Source organism: Pelotalea chapellei, from assembly GCF_018531195.1.
Classification (GTDB): domain Bacteria; phylum Desulfobacterota; class Desulfuromonadia; order Geobacterales; family Pseudopelobacteraceae; genus Pelotalea; species Pelotalea chapellei.
Genome location: NZ_JAHDYS010000010.1, coordinates 36244 through 56632 on the forward strand (window position 1 = coordinate 36244; position 20389 = coordinate 56632).

Genomic DNA, 20389 nt, shown 5'->3' on the forward strand with positions numbered 1-20389 from the left:
ATTCAGCCTTCTTCAGGATTGATATTCCTGGTACGGATGGTCAGCCCTTTAAGGAAATTCCTGAGGAACTGGTCGCCGCATTCCTTGTAGTTTTTGTGCCCCCTGGCTCTGAACAGCGCACTCAGTTCTGACTTGGAGATGGTTACGTCAGCCGCATGCATGGTGGCGATCATATCTTCCTCTCTGTATTCCAACGCAATCCGCAGCTTTCGAAGAATGTCATTGTTATTTAATTCTGTCACCGCCTGAGGTGGCCGTCCCACAGCAATTTCCTGCCGTCCACGCTTCAGCACGATCAATCCATCCAGAAATTGCTCCATGAGAGTAGCATCGCACTCACGATACCCAACCTCCTCCTCTCTTTTAAGTAGATCCAACAGGCTTGGCTGATCCACTTTCCCCCCGGCCAGGGAAAAAATTTCGATCATGGTGGCGTTACTGATATCAAGCGCATAGCGAAATCGGCGCAGTATGTCGTTGTTTGTCATCAGAGGGCTCCGTCTTGGATGTTTAGAAGGTTGTTGAAAAACAGCCATCTCGCCGCCGTCCTCGAAAACCCCCTTGTGCGGCGTAGCGCTGCGGCCCTCACCCAATCCCTCTCCCACAGGGAGAGGGATTGGGTGAGGGCCGCAGCGGGGGAGAGATAGAGAGGGGGCTGCCTCCGCAGGGCTTTCTCCGGGTGCGACGATCTGACTATTTTTGAACAACCTGAGTATTTCAACAGCCTCTTAGGGGAGGTGGCGATCAGACCGCTTGCAATACGAAACATTTAAGGTATTCAGATTCCGGAAAGGAGAGCAGCACCGGGTGATCGGCCGCTTGTGAGCAGGTAGCCACCAGGCGCACCTCGCGTTTGGCCTGACGAGCTGCCTGGGTCAGCATGTCGCGAAATAGTTCGCGTCCCATGTGATGTGAACATGAGCAGGTAATCAGGTAGCCACCCGGCTCCAGCAGTTCAAGGGCGCGGCGATTCACGGTTAGATAGCCTTTAGTGGCTTCGGCTATGTTTTTGCGGCTTTTGACAAAAGCTGGTGGATCCATGACCACCACACCAAAGCGGCGTCCTTCATGTTTGAGAGATCGCAAGCGGTCAAAGGCATCGCACTCTTCGAAGTTGACCCGCCCGGACAGACCGTTCAGATCGGCATTTCGAGATGCCTGGGCCACTGCTCGAGCCGAAATGTCGATCCCCAGGACAGAGTCAGCACCAAAGGCACCGGCATGCACTGCCCAACTGCCGGCATAGCAGAAGCAATCCAGCACCTCCCTGCCTGCCGCAATATTCTTCAGCAGCAGGTGATTTTCCTTCTGGTCAAGAAATCCGCCGGTTTTCTGGCCATTAACCAGATCCACCAGAAACTTCAAACCATTTTCCTCGATCTCCACCAACTCCGGAATTTCTCCGGTCAGCACCTCGACGTTCTCCGTCAGTCCCTCCAGAGTGCGTACGGAAACATCATTGCGAGCGATAATTCCCTGTGGTTCATAGACTCGCTGCAAAGCTTCAATAAGCAGATCACGTCTTCGTTCCATGCCGGCAGACAGAATCTGAATGGAAAGGTACTCCCCATATTTGTCCACAACCAGGCCGGGGAGAAAGTCGCTTTCGCCATACACAGCGCGGAAAGTCCGCAAGTTGGGGTAGGTGGCCTGGCGAAGGATCTGGGCTGCGCGTATGTGCTGCTCGTACCAATCAACGTTGTCCAGGTCCACTCGCTGGCGTGAGAGGAGCCGAAAGGCGATCAATGAGCGAGAGTTATAGTATCCGCAGCCGATGTAAGCACCGCTGGCATCCAGGAGTTCGGCGCTCATACCCGGTTCCGGTGTGCCGACAATGCTTGCAATCTCGTTGCTGAAGACCCAGGGATGGCCTGACTTGATGCGGCGGTCTTCGTTCTTTTTCAATCTCAGGGAAAGCATGCTGTATCACCTTTCTACTTCATGGTTCATGCATCCCGTCAACAGGCTTCTATCGCTTCGGCAATCGTAACTCGTTCTGAAGACTGTGCAGCAGCACCAGTCTGAGAAATGAAGAGTGCATTGACAGCCACCAGTACGGAATTAAGCCGCTCCAGGTCAATGACAGTCGAGCCGGTCAGCTCCGTGTGTTCCAGATCATTGCGCGGGCAGCAATCTACTCGTTGTTGGCCCTCTTCCATGAACAGGATCGGCAGACCGTGGGTGCGGCAGATGATTGGGCGCGACTGATAAAGCAGGCAGTGGTTATTGTGGAGAAGGGGGCAGCGTTCTCCGCTAGCAGCCTGTGTTACATGATTGTGGATAGTGGCAGCATCTTCAGCAGACAGGCGCTTCAGTCCGGAAGCAAGTGCAGCAGCTTCCACAGGGAAAATTGAAATAGATGTGCAGCATGAGCTGCACCCGGCAGAACAGGTGATGCTTTTTCCAAGGATGGATTCAATCTCCTGGCAGAGAGCATCCACCCGGGCCACAAGCTGGCGGTAGTTTTCAAGTAATGGTTCCATGTTTCTACAGGTAGCACACATTTTAATAAAGTTAAAGTCCACGGTAGGATGGAGATTAACGGGATAGTAAGAATTCGACAGATAGCGCTTACTGTTTTGTTTACATAATCTAATTAATCGCGTAGATTTACCTCGTTAGTCACCTTGAATTCAATACTTCCGCAACTTTCGTCCGGGGCCCAAAAGGTGAATACTGTAGATAAAACTTCTGCTTCAACTCATATGAACATCCGGTCTGTAGTGCTGTTTGCTCTGCTTGTCATTGCCGCCTTACTGGGCAATCGCTTCAAGCTGGAGCTTTTCTTTGACTGTGACCTGGTGTTCGGGTCGATCTTCGTCATGCTGGTGGTGCTGCGGTATGGGGTGGCAGCCGGCGCAGTCGCCAGTATCATCGCCTCGTTCTACACGCTGATTCACTGGAACCATCCCTGGGCCATTGTCATTTTCACCATAGAAGTGCTGTGGGCAGGATGGCTTCATAAACGACGTGGCTGGGATCTGTTGTTGGCTGATATTTTCTATTGGTTCAGCGGCGGCGTAGTGTTGGTGTGGCTGTTGTATTACAACGTAATGGGATTTTCTACTCAAAGCGCGTTACTTGTGGCTATGAAGCAAGGGCTGAACGGAATCTTCAACACCTTGATCGCACTGACGTTGGACCTGATCCTGCGTCGCTTAAACCAGCCCGAAAGACAGCTACCTTCTTTCAGGCAGATCCTCTTTGTGTCCATGCTTTTGCTGGTCATGTTTCCTGTTTTTGGATTTCTCTATTTCGATGTTCGGAGGGAACAAAAAGAGGAATTTGGAATGGTGCAGGAAACTACCCAAAGGATGTCAGGCAGGGCGGCCGACATCCTGTTACTCTGGATCACCACCAATCGACAGGCTATTGAGACACTTGCCAGTCTGGCCAGTGATCCTTCAACCGTTTCCCGCTCTCAACTGCAGCGCTCTACAGAAAATGTTCTCCGTATCAACCAGGATTTTCAAAGGATAATAGTTCTGGACCGGAATAAGGTGGCCACCACTTTTTCTCCCGCAGTTCTGGAGGATGGTTCTTCCGGTGTTGGTGCTTCCCTCGCGCACCGGCCTTTTGTTCGCCAACTATGGGATGAAGGTCGTCCTTTTGTGACTGATCTCTTTGTGGGGCAGTTGGGGGATCCGGGGCCACGCTTGACGCTGGCTGTCCCGCTGTTAAAGGAGGGAACAATACAGGGTGCGGTTGTCGGGGTGCTGGATATAAAAGTATTGCAGGACATGCTGCGGAAGCTGATTGGCAATCGCCCATTGAATATCACCCTGCTCGACCACGGCAAGGTTATAGCCAGCACCCGTGAGGGACTTACACCGCTGGACATGTATACCCTGCCAGTTAAAGGTCGGCTCAAGCCTCTGGAAGAAGGGGTGAAACAACTTGTTCCCGACCTTAAGGAAGGGGGGAGCATGAAACGATGGACAAATTCCTATTACCAGAGCGAAGCGCCAATTTCAGCAGTGGGTGGTTGGAAAGTAGTCGTGGAATCGTCACTGAAGCCGTCGCTGGAAAATATAAGCAGTAAAACTATCAGATCCTTGGGTATTGTTGCCGCAATACTTTTGGTTATCATAGCCTTGTCCCGTTTGCTCTCCAAATACCTGGCAAACATTTTCGTGCAGCTGAAAAATATAACACAACAGCTGCCGGATCGAATCGTAGCCGGTGAGACCATTTCATGGCCTCCTGCCATGGTGAGCGAGGCTGAGGGACTCACAGCAAATTTTCAGCAGATGGCGACTACGCTGCAGCATCATGTCCTGCAAATGGAAAATTTGACCCAGAGCCTTGAGCAGAGGGTTGAGGAACGTACCACCGATCTACGCAGGAGCCATGATTTGCTGACCAACCTTTCTCAGCAGTTGCCAGGATTCATCTACCAGTTCGTACTGGCTCCCGATGGTCGTGTTTCCATACCCTATGCCAGTGAAGCTATCAGCGATCTCTTTGAAGTCACTCCGGAAGAGGTGCGTGAGGACGCTGCATTAATTTTTAACTGCCTGCACCCTGCTGATAGCGAAAGTGTCATGGCTGGGATCGAAGAGTCGGCCCGCACCCTCGACCATTGGCAATGTCAGTTCAGGGTGGTTTTGCCCCGCCAGGGACTGCAATGGAGGTATGGAACGGCTCGACCTCAACGCTTGGAGGATGGCAGCATTATATGGCATGGTTTTGTGTCAGATATCACCGGACAGAAAAATATGGAGGAGCAGCTTCAGCTGCTTAATGACAATCTCGAACAAATGGTCCAGGCGGAGGTAAGCAAAAACCGCGAGAAGGATCAGCTTATGATCACTCAGAACCGTCAGGCTGCCATGGGTGAAATGATCGGTAACATCGCCCACCAGTGGAGGCAGCCCCTGAATGCACTGGCCATGGTCCTGACAAACATTCGTGAAGCCCATCAATTTGATGAGTTGGATGCGGATTGTCTGGCGCAGCTGGTTGCCGATGGTAATAGATTGGTCCAGAAGATGTCTTCCACCATCAACGACTTTCGTAATTTTTTTATGCCTGACAAGGAAAGGGTTCCTTTTTCAGCACTCACTCAGGTTAATGAAGCTATCAGCCTGGTAGAATCCAGCTTTGGAAACGATAACATCAAGATTCAGGTTACATCCAACCATGACCTGAAGTTGTACGGGTTTCCCAACGAGTATTCCCAAGTGCTGCTTAACCTGCTTACTAATGCGAAAGAAGCTATCCTGGCACGAGGGGCAATGGGCGGCTGTGTGGAGATAGAACTTTCCGAACAGCTTGGAAAGGGCTGTGTCACCGTAAGAGACAATGGCGGGGGCATTCCCGAGAATGCCATGGACAGGATTTTTGAACCTTATTTCTCTACCAAGAAAATGGGTACGGGCATCGGACTTTACATGTCCAAGATGATTATAGAACGTAATATGAATGGTACCATTTCGGCGCGCAATGTGGAGGAGGGAGCAGAATTCAGGGTCTGCACCCGGCTTGCGGCAGGCAGTTGAAATCAGATCGGTATCAGCTGTTCAATCTGCAATTCGAGGAAGGAGTAATTGATGCAACTAGACAATCTTGATCTCGATTATCTCAAAACTCTCACCGTGCTTTATATCGAAGATGATGAAGAGGTTCGACGTCAGTTTGAATATTTCTTGCGTCGTCGTTGCGCCACGTTGCTCACCGCGTTCAATGGTGTAGAAGGATTAAGAGCATTTCGCGATCATGCACCTGACATCATCATAACGGACATCCAGATGCCGGTTATGGACGGACTGTCAATGCTGAAGGAAATTCAAGCGATTGATCACAGCGTCCCCTTCATTGTCACCACAGCCTTTGAACAGACTGATTATCTGCTGCGTTCAATTGATGTGGGAGTGGATAAGTATGTTATCAAGCCGGTAATAACCGAACGATTATACGCCGCACTGCTGGACTGTGCGCATCGTTTGCGGGTTGAAGACCAGCTCAGGCTGGCGGCAAAAGCACTCGAAAGCAGCATGGAAGGAATCATGATCACGGATGCGGAAAATAAAATCATTTCCGTGAACCCCGCTTTTTGTTCCATTACCGGTTATCAACCCAAAGAAGTGGTGGGAAAAACACCGAAGGTACTCTCATCTGGATATCAGGATGTCCGTTTTTATACAAACATGTGGAGGGATCTTGCCACCAAAGGATGCTGGCAGGGGGAGGTGATCAACAGGTGCAAGTGTGGCAGGATCTATCCCGAGTGGCTTTCCATCACCACACTTTACGATTCACACCGTCAGGTAACTAATCGTATCGGTATCTTCTCGGATATCAGTGAACGCAAACTGGCAGAAGAAAATCTCCGTAACCTCGCCCAGCACGATAATCTCACCGGTCTGGCCAACCGCAGCCTTCTCATGGCGCGCTTCGAAATGGCTCTGGCCAGTGCCAGCCGCAATGGGGAGCAATTGGGGGTACTTTTTGTCGATCTGGATAACTTTAAATTCATTAATGATTCATACGGTCATGGGGTGGGAGACGGGGTGTTGCAGGAGGTGGCTCGACGACTGCAGAGCCTGTTCCGTGCCAATGATACGATATGCCGATTGGGAGGAGACGAGTTTATCATCGTTCAAAGCTCGGTAGGGGGGCTGCCCGATGCAGAACGGGCTGCTGAAAAAATACTTGATGTATTAATCCCCGCAATTGAGATAGACGAATTCAGTGTGGACATAACCTCCAGTGTCGGTATTGCGGTGTATCCAGATCATGGATCAGATCTTAATACTCTTGTCCGTAACGCGGATATGGCAATGTATCTGGCCAAACAGCAGGGGAAGAATACCTACCGCTTTTATCAATCATGAATAGGAAGAATCTGCCTTAAAAGCGCACCGCGCATGTGGGTGACGTTGTGCTTAGAGCTGTTCCAGATTGCTGAACTCACGCCATTCCAGATAATATTCCGGTTTCAGAGTAAAATCAGCCAGGTTGTCCATGATGTTGTAATGTTTCCTTTCTTCAGCGGCTATTTTTTGTAGCAATGCCACCTTCCCGGTATCACTTTCTTTATCCGCCATTTCTTCGTACAGTTTGATGCTGTCAGCTTCTATCTTCCTAGCATACTCATACCCATGCAGTGATTTCTTCAATGCTCCCAGAGTTTCATTGTCCTGGCGCAAACATTCAAATACATTCTTTGCGTCCTCCAGAACAGTAGAATCGGCCATTCCGGTTGTTGTACCTGCTTTGAAAGAGCTGATAATATCGTAATGTTTCTGCTCATCTGCAGCCAGGTTAATGAAGATGGTTCTCAGACTGAGTATGTCTGTTTCAACAGCCAGCTTTTCATAATACGCCTTGCCGTCCAGTTCCATTTTCAGCGCAAAATCCAGAATATTCATTGTTTTTTCTCTCCTGCGGTCCAGCCCCTGCCAGTGGGCCTTATTATAGAAATATTTAGATTAAATTTACCTTCAAAGCACCTTTTGTCAATCTCCTGATGCCGCTTGACTGTTGCTCCAGCTCGATCCCCTCCGGCTTGCCAAAGTACAATTGTATGTTACATAAAACTGAACAGGATGCACCAGCGTTGAGCGTTCGATCTGGAAAATCACGCTTTTAAGTATTTAATGTTTCGGCGTTATTGTTGGAAAAACATCGACGGTCGATAATTCAAGAAGCCTGAATCAAAAGGAGAACCAAATGGCACGCAAACCATGGGTAGATGAGGATGCATGCATCAGCTGCGGTCTATGTATCAACAATTTACCGGATGTTTTCCAGTTTGCCGATAACGGCAAGGCTGAATGTTACGATCCAGAGGGAGCCAGCGAACAGGAGATCCAGAGTGAGGCAATTGATGCCTGCCCGGTACTGTGCATTCACTGGAAAGATTGATTTTCATTGTGTCAGGAGTGCGTCAGCCCAATTCAAGCGGGGTGAAAAACGATGGAGGTACGACTGCGTGCTGTCCTGGCCGATAAAGAGCTGATCAGGCTCTACCGGCAGATGGTGTTGTCCAGGGAATTTGAGGATGCCTGCGCCGAGCAGTATACGAAGGGCAATATAACCGGATTTCTGCATTTGTACACTGGTCAGGAGGCTGTGGCGGTAGGTGCCACCGCGGCATTGGGGCGAGATGATTATATTCTCTCAGCCTATCGTGAACATGCCCAGGCAATCGTCCGCGGGGCGGAGCCTCGCAGAGTCATGGCTGAATTGTTTGGCAAAGCCACCGGCATGTGCAAGGGCAAGGGGGGGTCGATGCATCTCTTCGATCCGGAGCTCAGCTTCATGGGTGGCTACGCTATAGTGGGGGGACAACTTCCCATAGCGGTTGGTCTGGCACTCAGTGCCGTTCAGCGTGGTGAAAACCGTATTACAGCATGCTTTTTCGGAGATGGTGCCGTCAATCAGGGCACCTTTCACGAATCCCTTAATTGGGCGCGACTCTGGGAACTTCCGGTTTTGTTTATTTGCGAAAACAATTTCTACGGCATTGGAACCGAGATGCACCGTTCTTCAGCCTTGGCCAGCATCCACAAGCGCACCTGCGGTTACGATATACCATCGGAAAAGGTGGACGGCATGGATGTGATTGCAGTTCTGCGGGCGATCAGACATGCCGCGGACAAGGTGCGCGAAGAGCAGCGCCCCTATTTTGTGGAGGCTGTGACCTATCGTTTCAGGGGGCATTCCATGTCGGATCCCGCCAAATATCGCAGTGCCGCCGAGCATGAGATGTGGAAGGCCAGGGATCCCATTCCATCCTTTGCCAAGCGATTGATTGAAGAAGTAATTGTTACTGAAAGCGAATTGGCTGAGATTAGAAAGGAGTGCAGCGAGGAGGTATCAGAAGCGGTCCGTTTTGCGGAGGAATCTCCCTGGCCGGAGGATGATGAAGTGTATGAGGATGTGTATGTTTAAGAGGCAGTCCCGTGGGTCTCTGAGTCTGAACCTTTGGGTTGACACTGAGTGGCTAAGAGACTCCGTGACTTTGCGACTGCCTTTGGAGGTGGTATGCCGGAGATGACCTATCGCGATGCCATCAACCTTGCTCTCAAGGAAGAGATGCGGCGTGATTCCTCGGTGGTAACCTGGGGAGAGGATGTTGCGCTTTACGAAGGTTCCTTCAAGGTAACCCGTGGGCTATTGGCTGAATTTGGAGAGGAGAGGGTCAAGGATACTCCTATTTCGGAAAACACCATTATCGGTGTTGCCATTGGCGCGGCAATGGGAGGATTGCGCCCGGTTGCCGAGCTGATGACCGTCAATTTCGCACTGCTCGCCATGGATCAGATCGTGAATCACATGTCCAAGATCCGCTACATGTTCGGCGGACAGACTTTTCTTCCGATGGTGATACGTGCGCCAGGGGGGGGCGGCAGCCAACTGGCAGCGCAGCATTCCCAAAGCCTGGAGACTTTTTTCATGCACTGCCCCGGGATGTATGTGGCAATGCCGACTACCCCGGCCGATGCAAAAGGACTTCTCAAAACAGCTATCCGGGACAACAATCCGGTCATGTTTCTTGAACATGAACTGCTCTACAACAGCAAGGGAGAGGTGCCGGAAGACCCGGAATTCCTGATCCCCTTTGGCAAGGCCAATGTGATACGAGCCGGGAGTGATGTGACCATAGTAGCCTATTCCCGAATGACGGCTCTTGCGCTAGAGGCAGCCATAGAGCTGGAACGGGAAAGTATTTCCTGCGAGGTGGTCGATCTGCGAACGCTGACGCCGCTGGATACAGAAACGTTTATTTCATCTGCCCGCAAGACCGGCAGAGCAGTAGTGGTGGAAGAGTGCTGGCATTCAGCGGGACTGGGGGGGGACATCGCCTGGCGTATCCATAATGCCTGCTTTGAAACGCTGCTTGTACCGGTGGCCCGTGTTTCAGGGCTTGATGTACCGATGCCTTACTCTCGCAAGCTTGAAAAACTCTGCATCCCTCAGGTGTCTTCAATCATTCAGGCGGTGCGGAGTGTGCTGTCCGGCGCATCCCAAGGGTGAGTCCACCTTGAGTTAACAATGAAAATCGCCGGACAGAGGAGAAGGCTTCATGACTGAAATCACCATGCCGAAGTTATCGGATACCATGACCGAGGGGGTGCTTGGGGAGTGGAAAAAGTCAGTGGGCGATCAGGTTTCCAAAGGTGACATTATTGCCGAAGTAGAGACTGACAAGGCGACCATGGAACTTGAGGCATTTACATCCGGTATATTGGTGGAACAGCGTGTGAGAGCCGGAGAAACGATTGCCGTAGGTGCGGTGATCGGGGTAATCGGTGAAGCTGAACAGGCAACGAAAACATCGGCACCGGTTGAAACCAAGCCGGCAGCGCCTGCTGAAGTCAGAGTGACAACTTCCGAGGCCAAGCCTCCAGCGCATGTGGAACACGAGCCGCCAGCTCCTGCCGAAGAAGCTGTGCTTCCGGACGAAAATCAACAGACTGCAGAGTTTCGTCTTCCTGCACCGGGCCCTGAAACCGATCTGCACGAAGAAACAGGCAAGATGGGTAGTGCCCCGGAACAGCAGGTGGAAGCAAGAACCACTGAATCGGATAAGGCCGCTTCCGGAGAAAAGAGTGCACCAGTAGTACGAAGACGCGCCCATGAACTAGGTATTGATCTCGCTGCTGTAAATGGTAGCGGCCCGGGGGGGCGCGTTCTGCTTGATGACCTGGAAAAGTATGCCGGAATGCCGAAAGCATCAGGCAGGAAGGAGGCGGAAGAGGCAGCACCGGAAGAGAGAAAAGAGGCGGTAAGGCCTCGTGATGCGCAGGTGCACAGGGAAGGGGAGAGTCATGCTTTCAACCGCATGCAGGCTGCCATTGCCAAAACGGTTAGTGAATCCTGGCGCTCCATTCCCCATTTTTCGGTGGTTCAGGATATTCGCATGGACCGGGCCGAACAGACCCGCAGGGAATTAAAGATCAATGGCGTCCGGGTTTCGCTTACAGACATGATCATCAAGGCTGCCGCTTTGGCCCTGCTCAAGTTTCCCAAAGTCAATTCCGTCTTTAATGACAAGGGCATCATATACAATAAAGAAATCAACATCGGTATCATGGCCAAGGTGCCGGACGGCCTGCTGGTGCCGGTTGTCAAGGGGTGTCAGGCTCTCTCGCTCCTGGAAATCTCCGGCAGTACCAGGAAACTTCTGGAGCGGGTACGTGGCGGTACAGTCACCGAATCTGAAATAAGTGGGGGAACCTTTTCCATATCGAATCTGGGGATGTACGATATCACTCTGTTCACGGCAATCATCCTTCCTCCTCAAGTGGCAATTCTTGCAACAGGCACCGTTTGTGACGTAGTGAAGGGGGGCAAGGGAGTACCGACAGTCGAGCGTTACATGAAAGCAACATTGTCAGCCGACCATCGGGTTCTGGATGGGGTTGAGGCAGCGACATTCCTCAAGGAGTTGAAGAGAATACTGGAAAACCCGGTGCAGCTCCTGTTGTAGAGGCTGCAGAATGCAGCATCAACTAGGACCTCATAAAGGAGATGGTATGAAAGGAAACGAACAGGTAATCGAACAGTTGAATACCCGCCTGGCAGAAGAACTGACCTGCATCAACCAATATATGGTGCATTCCGAGATGTGCGAAAACTGGGGTTATGAACGCCTGCACAAGCAGATTGAAAAACGCGCCTTCAAGGAGATGGTGCATGCGGAAAAACTTATCGAGCGGATTCTGTTCCTGGAGGGCAGACCCATTGTGAGTAATCTCAACAACATTCGCATTGGGGCAGAGGTTGAGAAGATGCATCATAATGATCATATCTCAGAAGAAACCATCATACGTGGCTACAATGAAACCATCCGATTGGCGGTGGAAGTGGGGGACAATGGAACTCGTGATTTGTTGAATTCATTGCTTAAGGATGAAGAGGAACATATCGACGAGATTGAAGCCCAACTTGACGAGATCGGTCAAATGGGCATCCAGAACTATCTAGCTGCCCAGATTCGCGAGTAAGGTCGGTCTGGAAGCAAAGGGAGGCAATGGTTATGAGCGATCCTAAAATCGATGTCATGACAGCAAAGCCTGGTGGAGAATGCCACATCAGAGTCTGGTGCGACGAGTGCAAACGAAGCGACTACGCTACAAGTGGAGACAAGTATCTTTGTGTTTCGTGCGGCAAGATCATGGCGCTCGACCATGAGGTCGGCCATGATGTGTTTCCCCATGTACGCGGAGATTATCAAAAACTGCATTGAACAGAGGTTTATAAGATGAAAACGGGCGCTATGCCGATGGCATAGCGCCCGTTTTTTGCCCTTCGCAAATTACAATTCCTGCGCTCGGCAACTATCTGACAACGCAATCCATTATGACAGTAATTCTCCTGTTTTTCTGGCGCCCTTCGGGGGTCGAGTTGTAGGCCACTCGGCGACTTTCTCCATATCCGACTGCCGTCAGACGGGAGCGATCGATCCCCAGTGTATTTACCAGGTAGTCCACCACGTGCTGGGCTCTCTGGCGTGATATTTTCAGATTAGCTTCTTTTCCGCCGACGTTGTCGGTATGCCCTTCAACCAGGGCGGTGACCGTGGGATATTTTTTCATGTATTCCCCGACGCTTGCAATTTCTGGATAATATTGCGGTCTGATTTCGGTGCTGTTGCTGTCGAACTCCATATTGAGCTGCATGCAAAGCGTATCGGGTGGCTTGATTTCCTTGACATCAAAGGCGCAGTCAATGATTGCATCAATGTGTCTGTTTTTCTGTTTACCTGCCTCGGTGGTATTATCAGCCACCGGGCGCCAGGGACCGTACCCTTTAGCGGTCAGCCGGGCTGGGTCTATGCCGAATGTGGTAACCAGATATTGCTTCACACTTTCCGCGCGGGCCAAGGACAGTTTAGCGTTGTGTTCCGGAGTGCCCACGCTGTCACTGTGCCCTTCAATAACGGCTGTAGTCGTATCGTAGGTTTTCATGAAATTTCCAACCCGGGCAATTTCATCGTGAAACTCTGGCCGTATCTTACTTTTATCGATATCAAACTCAATATTCAGGCCGATACAGTACTTATATCTTCCCGGCTGTGGTTCGCTGGCCGGCACCGGTTCCAGTGGAGGCTCCTGAAGTTGAGTCTGTTGCCCTGCTTCGGGAGCCGGGGGTTGAGCCTGTGGCTCTGCTTGTGCAGGGGCAGGTTCAGCAACTATTGGAGCTGGTTGCACCGCTGCTGCCGCTGCCGGTGAACCTCCGAATGGAATATAGAGACCCAGGGAATATTCCACAGCGTTGCGGGTGTCGCCGACCTTGTAAACAAGATGACGTACATCGCCACGCAAAGCGATGGAATCGGTTACAAAATATTTCAAGCCAAGACCATAATCGAAAACTCCTTTAGTGGTTTTGAACATGGATCCCCTGGATTCATCGAAATTGAGTCCGCCATATCCTGCCGCCACATAAGGGACCAGTCTTTTTTCTGGCATGAAATGATAAAGCAGCTCACCACCATAGCGAAAGAAATTTGCCTCACCTCCACCCCTGGTGGCATCGATTCGAGCATAATCCAGGAGTGCTTCCACTCCGAGGTGGTCGGTAAAATTGTATCCTCCCCTGATACCAAAGAATGGCCTGGTAGCCAGGTGTTGCGGACCATCGAAGGTGATTCCGCCGATAACCGGGGAGACTGAAAATTGCCCCTCCCGATTGGCCGCCTCGGCTTGAACAGCCATCGCCACGACTAAAGACATGGCGGTGTACAACAGGTACCGTGCAAAGTGTTTCATAAGTTACCTCCTGTTTTGGTACTACTTGAATGTTTTCAGCACATATTCCGCGATGGCACGAGCTTCTTTGTCAGGTATGGTCTGTTGATCAAACTTAATCATACCCGGACCTGGTTGACGCATGACAGCCACGATTCCCTGCCAGTTGGTGATGCCGTTTTTTTTAAGGCTCTCCTTCTTCAGCGGTTTGTTCTGATTGATTGTATTTGCTCCATCCGGATGGCACGAGGCGCAATGTTTCTCAAACTCTTTTTCGCCGCTCAACCTGCCTTTGGCATCTGCCTCGGCATGAAGGGCAGAGAACAGCAGCGTAAATACGATTAAAAATATGGAACGAGAGTTCATGGTATTTTCCTTTCCGCCGCAGATCCGGTTTTAGAAGAAGCGGCATGTCTGATGGGGGTGGCAGGCAGGTCATTTCCTGCTGTTATATCAACCGGCATGCCCCTTTTTTCCTGCAATGCACCAAATAATTTGAAGAGATCGATTTTTTCAAGCAGGTCGTGCTCACCAAGCAGTCTGACCGCATCGTGCAGATAATTCCTGTCGTCGTAGCGGTGGACTTCCACAAAGACATTTCCATCTGCGGTAACAGCAACTTTGACAGCCTGGCTGACGATGGTGACCCTGGTTCCGGTCTGCACCAGGTTGTAGAGCTGTCGAATGTCTTCCGGGTAGAGCCTCACGCAGCCAAAACTCGATCTTCTGCCTATTCCCCAGGGTTTATCGGTGCCATGAATGAGAATGGTGCGCAGAGAGAGCCGCAGGGCATGGCTGCCGAGTGGATTGTCGGGACCTGGCGGCACAACCCGTGGAAGATAGGGTTTCTCACGGCGGACAGAATCCGGCACATACCAGGTAGGTTCGGTTTTCTTCTCGATGATAGTGAAGGTACCTACAGGTGTGTCTTTACCAAGGTCTCCGATTCCAATCGGGAAAGAAATGACTGAACCGCTCATATTGGACGGGAAGAAGTAAAGGCGGAGTTCCGGCAAGTTAATCAGTATGCCCCCTTGAAATCCGGTTGTGTCGGGCACGATCCAGGCTGCGGGGATGGTAAGCAGTGTGCCGGTGGGGGGGATATACGGATCGACATCAGGATTGGCATTCATGATGGAGTTGTAGCCCAGACCGAATCTGCGGGCTATTTCAGGCAGCGATTCATTCGGCTTGACGGCATAGCGCAGCACTGCATCATCAAAGCCAAAAGCCTGTGAATGATACTCTGATGCACTGCCTGCACCCGGGCAGCATGCCACGAGCAGACATATGAGGATTAATAGGCCTCGGTGCATGATAGAGGGGGGAGAAAGACCCCAGACGTCAGGCGTCAAACGTCGGGCAATGGTCCGACATCTGACCTCCGTTGTCTGATCTACTTCTTCTGATGCAGATTGAACATTTTGTCGCTTCGCTTGAGCGCGTCCTGAGCTGCTGCTTCGGCGCTGTTGGCCTTATCCAGCGCGGCTTTTGCCATATCCCGGGCCTCACGGATGGCGGTTTGGTCGGCTGGCGACAGTTCTGCACGGGGTGCTGGTTTGTTCTCCATGGTCGTCATTCTGGTATCAAGGGTTGTTAATTTCGATTCCATCGCCGGCACTCTCGAGTCCAGTACCGTTACCCGCGAATCCAGAGCCGGAACGCGTGCATCGAGAGTTGACATCTTCTGCTCGAGTGTACTCAGTCGCTCCACTATGGGGTCGGTCTGTGTGCTGACATACCCTTTTGTAGCACAGCCTGAAACAAGTGCCAGTCCCACCAGCATCAACGGCATTTTCATACGCATCATAATTATTACCTCCTGGCCTCATTATTTGAAGTACCGGAACGTGAGCTCACCGGCTCCCGTTACTCTGGCGTAACTTCATCGCTTTCTGGTGCTTATTGCTTATTGCTCTGGGGATATTTGAAAAATTGCCCGGGCTACAGCTGCTGAACAAACATGCTGTGGTTATTATACTGTAAAAATAAATTTTTTCTTTAATGACAAATTTTTTACGTAGCTGCTTTTTTACGTGCCCTTTCGGTAATGCGTTTTCCCGTAGCCCATTGACGCCTCTACTCTAATCGGATTACACTCACCATCTCTGCTGCATTTAGAAAATATCCAATCCGCTACCGGAGCCCCCATGAAAACAATAGATCCCGATCCTTCAGGCCTGATCCCGCAGGAAAGAGATGCCTGTGCCATCATCTGCTATATCAATAAACTTGGCCGTCCCTCCCATGGAAATGTGCAGCGCACCATCGATGCACTGGTTAAGATGGGACACCGGGCAGGTGAGATTAATGGCGAAGGGGACGGATGTGGCATTCTTACCGATATCCCGCGCCTGATCTGGTCGGAGATGCTGCATGCAGTGGGACGGAATCCGGAACTAGCCACGGCACCCGGTTTTGCCGTGGCCCACCTGATGATCGACCGTCACGACCTGGCGCGCCATCCCGAAATGCAGGAATCGATAATGCAGCGTATCCGGGATGCAGGAGTTGAAATCCTTGTGGAGCGGCCGGCATCGGTGCGCAGCGAGGTGCTGACCACACGTGCCCATCAGGGAGAACCGCTTCTGTGGCAGATGGGACTATTATGCCCTGACCCGCCTCTTGCTCCCTGTGTACTGTTCAGGCTGCAGGCGGCTCTGGAGGATGAATTTCCAATCCATGTTGCCTCCCTGTCAACAAGTGTGGCTGCTTACAAGGTGCACGGAGCACCGGAAATACTGCCTCGTTATTATCCCGAGCTTAAGCGTCGCGATTTTCTTTCCGGCGTGACTATCGGCCACAGTCGCTACTCCACCAACACACTCCCCACTGTTTTGCGTGCCCAGCCTTTTTCACTACTGGGGCACAATGGAGAAATCAACACAATCGCCCGTCTGAGGGAGGAGGCAGCCATGCTGGGCATCGGCCTGCCGCTGGGAGGAAGCGACTCCCAGGACTTAAACCGTACCCTTGAAGGTTTGATTTGCGACAGTGGGTTGACTCTCTTCGAGGCCATGGAAATGGTCTTTCCTCCCATCTTCAGTGTGATGGACCGGATGGAGCCGGAACAGCGTGACATGTACACCTGGTTTCGCCGGTATTTGACCGCCAGCGCCCAGGGACCGGCCGCCATCATTGCCCGCTACGGCGAACGCTGTGTGTTCAGTGTTGACGCCATGGGACTGCGTCCCTTGTGGGTGGGGGAAACAGCCAAGGAGATCTTCGCGTCATCAGAATTGGGAGTAGTGCCCCACGAAGAAATCATGGGAGATCCCCGGCCGTTGGCCCCAGGTGAAAAGATGGGCGTCCGTCTTTTCGAGGGCAGATCCCCGCAGCTGCTGCAGCATCACGAATTGCGCCACGAGGTTATCAGCCTCTTCCGTAAAAGGACTCGTATCGCACGTCAGGCAAAGGCTTTGGTCAAGGGCGCCGACCTTCCGATTGCCCCCGCCATGTCGTGGGGAAATACCGGCAAGCTGGTGCAGGATAATCTGCTGGCAGCTCTTGCCTGGAAATCGACCGACGTGCAGAACCTGCGGGAGATGGCTTCAAAGGGACAGGACCCGATTGCTTCGCTGGGATACGACGGCCCGCTGGCCGCGCTCTCGCTGTCGCGCCAGAACCTGTCCGACTACTTCAAGGAACAGGTGGCGGTTGTGACCAACCCGGCCATTGACCGGGAACGGGAAGCGGAGCATTTTTCCACCCGGGTGTATCTTGGGCCACGTCCAGCTCTGACCGGAACTCCTCAGCCGGCTGTTGAACTTGCCGTGCCGTTGCTGCTGGGTGGATTCCGTACAGCAGCGGGGGAAGAGCAAACCGAAATTGCACGTCGTCATGGCATAACCACTCTTGAGGCTCTGCTGATCCAGGCTGGTCGGGGACGCAGCCGCATTCTTTCCTGCGCCATGGGCCGAAATGAATCCCTGCACGATGCGTTGCGGAGGTTGTCCGATGAGGCAATCGAGGCGGTACAGGGGGGTGTGCGCATCCTGTTATTGGATGACAGCAGAGCTTTTGCACCTGGGCAGAGCTTCCTCGATCCTTTTCTGGTGGTTGCGGTGCTGCACAAGGCACTTAAAAAGATTACTGCCAAGGGCGGGCTCAGCCTGCGGCGCAATGCCTCGATCGTGGTACGTTCCGGCGCTCTTCGTAACCTGCATGACCTGATTTTCGCTCTCGGCATGGGAGCGGATGCCCTCTGTCCCTACCTGATGTGGGAACAGGCGACTGCTCACCAAAACGGAGTGGATAACCTCTACGGCGTGCTGGCCAAAGGGCTGGAGAAGGTGATCTCCACCATGGGTACACACGAGATAGGGGGCTACGGCAAATATTTCGCATCCATCGGCCTGTGCAGCCATCTGGCAGGTATTTTTGAGACTCCCAACTTTTGCGGCTCCGGCAAGGGGGGCCTCACCCTGGAACGTCTGGAGGTTGAAAACAGAAGCCGTACTGCTGTGGCCCGCAGCAACGACAAGCAGCCTGTACCGGTGCAGTTCCGCCTGTATCCTCGTATCTGGAAAATGGTGGGCCAGGTGGCTAAAATGGAGGAGAGTTATGCGGAACTTTCCCGACTGATCCAGCAACTGGAGGGAGAACATCCCACCTCGATCCGCCATCTGATTGATCTGCGTTACCAGGATGAGTTGAGTGTGGACCCTGAAGAGGTAGACACCACTATTGGAAACCATGACCTGCCGATTCTATTCTCCGCCATGAGCTTCGGTTCACAGGGGGAGACCCCTTTTCGTATTTATGCCGAAGCCGCCCGGCGGTTGAACATCGTCTGCATGAACGGCGAAGGGGGCGAAATAGCCGACATGCTCGGCAAATATCGCTCGAACCGGGGCCAGCAGATCGCTTCAGGCCGTTTCGGTGTAACCATGGAGTATCTTAACTCTGCAGATTTCCTGGAGATCAAGGTAGGACAGGGGGCAAAGCCGGGGGAAGGGGGACATCTGCCCGGTTTCAAGGTGACCGCCAAGATTGCGGCAGCCAGACATGCCACCCCGGGGGTTTCGCTGATCTCCCCCTCAAACAACCATGATATCTATTCCATCGAGGATCTGGCGCAGATTATCGAAGAGCTGCGCACTGCCAATCCCACGGCCCGCATCTCGGTCAAAGTGCCGGCAGTGGCCGGCATTGCCACCATTGCCCTGGGCATTGCCAAAGCGGGAGCTGATATCATTACCATCAGCGGCTATGACGGCGGCACTGGTGCTGCCAGGAAGCATGCCATTAAATTTGTTGGTTTGCCTGCTGATATCGGAGTTGCCGAGGCGCATCGCGCCCTGGTGGCGGCGGGGATGCGCGAGCGGGTGGAGATCTGGGCCGATGGCGGTGCGCGCACCGGACGGGATGTGGTCAAGCTGATGCTTCTGGGGGCCAACCGGGTCGGATTCGGTACCTTGCCCATGGTCATCATCGGTTGTACCACCTGTCGCGGCTGCCATCTTGGGACCTGCCATGTGGGTATCGCCACCCAGATTGAAACTGCGGAAGAGGCTGAACAGAAAGGCTTAAAACGCTTCATCCCCCGTGTGCTGGAGAATGGCGTCATTTATGAGACCACATTTTTCAGAGGCATGGCACGTGAGATCAGGATTCTGACCGCCAAGCTCGGTTTCAGACGCAGTCAGGACCTTGTCGGTCACGCCGACCTGCTGGTGCAGGCCCGCGGCCTGGATCGACTGGACCTGGCCGACCTTCTGAAGCCGGCACATACCACCGCCAGCCCAGTGGAGAGCGAAGTACGCATAATCCGCAAACCCCTCAACTACCTTACTTCGTTGATCTCTGATCTTGTTTCCAAGTCGTTTGCTTCCGGAGAAGAGCGTGTGCGCTATGACGACGACAATGCTACCAGTTCAGATCGGGCCATTGGTACTCATCTGGCCGGGTCAATGGTCCGGGGATGGCAGGACAACAGCTTTACCTCCGGTTGCGAAGCGCTGCTTTACTTCCGTCGCGATTCGATTCCCGGTAATGGTCTTGGGGCCTTTACCATCCCGCGCATCGCCATACGGGTTGAGGGGGGAGCTCAGGATGGAGTTGGTAAATCGACCCAGGGGGGCAAAATCGTTGTACTGAAGGGTGAGAATCGCAATGGAGCCAGGGTCGGCGGAGCAGTAGGGAAAGGACTGGCCTATGGCGCCCAGGGAGGTACCTTCATTATCCAGGGGGACGCGGACAGCCGGGCCTGTATCCGCCTTTCCGGAGCGGATGTAGTACTGGGGGGGCGCATCCGGACTCCTCTTGATGACAGTCTGGGCAATATCGCGGGGAGGGCCAATCTGAAAGGATTCGCCTGCGAGTATATGACCGCCGGCAGAGTGGTTGTACTGGGAGATCCGGGACCGTGGCTCTGTTCCGGCATGACGGGAGGGACGGTATACTGTTATCTGGACGCGCCAATGGGCTTTGATCGGGAAGCACTGCGACGGCGGATTGCCGCTGGGGCCGGTGTGGAGATCCGCAACGTGGAGGAGGAAGATATCAGTCAGCTCGAACTGCTGCTGGGAAAATATCACCGTGAACTGCTCCATTCCCATCAGGAAGAGGAGGCTGACTGGGTGGCAAACGTCATGGCCCGCAGCCGGGACTGCTTTGTGAAAATTGTACCCGAAAAGACGGCGCTGATGCCGGCCAGTACGGAGTAAGGAAACAGTGTTGAGGTT

The 20389-nt window shown here is 52.6% G+C and carries 17 protein-coding genes; 9 read left to right on the forward strand and 8 right to left on the reverse strand.

Going from position 1 to position 20389, the window contains the following annotated elements; translation table 11 throughout:
• Window positions 1–2: 2 nt before the first annotated feature.
• The 3 genes from KJB30_RS11565 to KJB30_RS11575 form a co-directional block, all read right to left on the reverse strand.
• Window positions 3–488, reverse strand: coding sequence for a YehS family protein (locus tag KJB30_RS11565; RefSeq protein ID WP_214299365.1), 486 nt, complete (start codon window positions 486–488; stop codon window positions 3–5).
• Window positions 489–744: 256 nt separating this feature from the next.
• On the reverse strand, window positions 745–1920 hold the full coding sequence (locus KJB30_RS11570; RefSeq protein WP_214299368.1) for a class I SAM-dependent rRNA methyltransferase: 1176 nt from the start codon (window positions 1918–1920) through the stop codon (window positions 745–747).
• Window positions 1921–1958: 38 nt separating this feature from the next.
• Window positions 1959–2483 (reverse strand): YkgJ family cysteine cluster protein, encoded by a 525-nt coding sequence (locus KJB30_RS11575; protein ID WP_214299370.1) that lies wholly within the window; start codon window positions 2481–2483, stop codon window positions 1959–1961.
• Between the two features lie 186 nt (window positions 2484–2669).
• Here KJB30_RS11575 and KJB30_RS18470 point away from each other — a divergent pair, with 186 nt between their 5' ends.
• Both KJB30_RS18470 and KJB30_RS11585 read left to right on the forward strand, forming a co-directional pair.
• On the forward strand, window positions 2670–5501 hold the full coding sequence (locus KJB30_RS18470; protein ID WP_214299372.1) for a sensor histidine kinase: 2832 nt from the start codon (window positions 2670–2672) through the stop codon (window positions 5499–5501).
• A 51-nt stretch (window positions 5502–5552) separates the two neighbouring features.
• Complete coding sequence (locus KJB30_RS11585) at window positions 5553–6836, forward strand: GGDEF domain-containing response regulator (protein ID WP_214299381.1); 1284 nt, start codon at window positions 5553–5555, stop codon at window positions 6834–6836.
• Between the two features lie 51 nt (window positions 6837–6887).
• On the opposite strand, the gene KJB30_RS11590 is transcribed toward KJB30_RS11585, so the two are convergent.
• Entirely contained in the window at window positions 6888–7373 is a 486-nt protein-coding gene (locus tag KJB30_RS11590; protein ID WP_214299382.1) for a ferritin-like domain-containing protein, read from the reverse strand.
• A gap of 301 nt (window positions 7374–7674) precedes the next feature.
• Between KJB30_RS11590 and KJB30_RS11595 the strand changes: the two genes are divergently transcribed.
• From KJB30_RS11595 to KJB30_RS11620, 6 genes are all read left to right on the forward strand, one after another.
• Window positions 7675–7869, forward strand: a complete 195-nt coding sequence (locus KJB30_RS11595) for a ferredoxin (RefSeq protein ID WP_214299383.1) — start codon at window positions 7675–7677, stop codon at window positions 7867–7869.
• 51 nt (window positions 7870–7920) lie between these two features.
• Window positions 7921–8898 carry a pyruvate dehydrogenase (acetyl-transferring) E1 component subunit alpha gene (pdhA, locus tag KJB30_RS11600; RefSeq protein WP_214299384.1) on the forward strand — a complete coding sequence of 326 codons (978 nt, stop codon included), beginning with the start codon at window positions 7921–7923 and terminating at the stop codon, window positions 8896–8898.
• 93 nt (window positions 8899–8991) lie between these two features.
• Entirely contained in the window at window positions 8992–9984 is a 993-nt protein-coding gene (locus KJB30_RS11605) for an alpha-ketoacid dehydrogenase subunit beta (RefSeq protein WP_214299386.1), read from the forward strand.
• Between the two features lie 49 nt (window positions 9985–10033).
• Window positions 10034–11440, forward strand: coding sequence for a dihydrolipoamide acetyltransferase family protein (locus tag KJB30_RS11610; RefSeq protein WP_214299388.1), 1407 nt, complete (start codon window positions 10034–10036; stop codon window positions 11438–11440).
• 46 nt (window positions 11441–11486) lie between these two features.
• A complete protein-coding gene (gene bfr, locus KJB30_RS11615) occupies window positions 11487–11957 on the forward strand; it encodes a bacterioferritin (RefSeq protein WP_214299390.1) in 471 nt (156 codons plus the stop codon).
• A gap of 32 nt (window positions 11958–11989) precedes the next feature.
• Window positions 11990–12199, forward strand: a complete 210-nt coding sequence (locus KJB30_RS11620) for a hypothetical protein (RefSeq protein ID WP_214299398.1) — start codon at window positions 11990–11992, stop codon at window positions 12197–12199.
• Window positions 12200–12290: 91 nt separating this feature from the next.
• Here the strand turns inward: KJB30_RS11620 and KJB30_RS11625 are convergent, their stop codons facing one another.
• From KJB30_RS11625 to KJB30_RS11640, 4 genes are all read right to left on the reverse strand, one after another.
• Entirely contained in the window at window positions 12291–13724 is a 1434-nt protein-coding gene (locus KJB30_RS11625) for an OmpA family protein (protein ID WP_214299400.1), read from the reverse strand.
• Window positions 13725–13745: 21 nt separating this feature from the next.
• The gene (locus tag KJB30_RS11630) at window positions 13746–14069 is read right to left on the reverse strand and encodes a c-type cytochrome (RefSeq protein ID WP_214299402.1); all 324 of its coding nucleotides are present in this window, start codon (window positions 14067–14069) and stop codon (window positions 13746–13748) included.
• Entirely contained in the window at window positions 14066–14983 is a 918-nt protein-coding gene (locus KJB30_RS11635) for a L,D-transpeptidase family protein (protein ID WP_367618973.1), read from the reverse strand. Before KJB30_RS11635 ends, KJB30_RS11630 begins: the two co-directional genes overlap by 4 nt.
• Before the next feature lie 116 nt (window positions 14984–15099).
• Window positions 15100–15513, reverse strand: a complete 414-nt coding sequence (locus KJB30_RS11640) for a hypothetical protein (protein ID WP_214299406.1) — start codon at window positions 15511–15513, stop codon at window positions 15100–15102.
• 340 nt (window positions 15514–15853) lie between these two features.
• Here KJB30_RS11640 and KJB30_RS11645 point away from each other — a divergent pair, with 340 nt between their 5' ends.
• The gene (locus KJB30_RS11645) at window positions 15854–20371 is read left to right on the forward strand and encodes a glutamate synthase-related protein (protein ID WP_214299408.1); all 4518 of its coding nucleotides are present in this window, start codon (window positions 15854–15856) and stop codon (window positions 20369–20371) included.
• The last annotated feature ends 18 nt before the right edge of the window (window positions 20372–20389 follow it).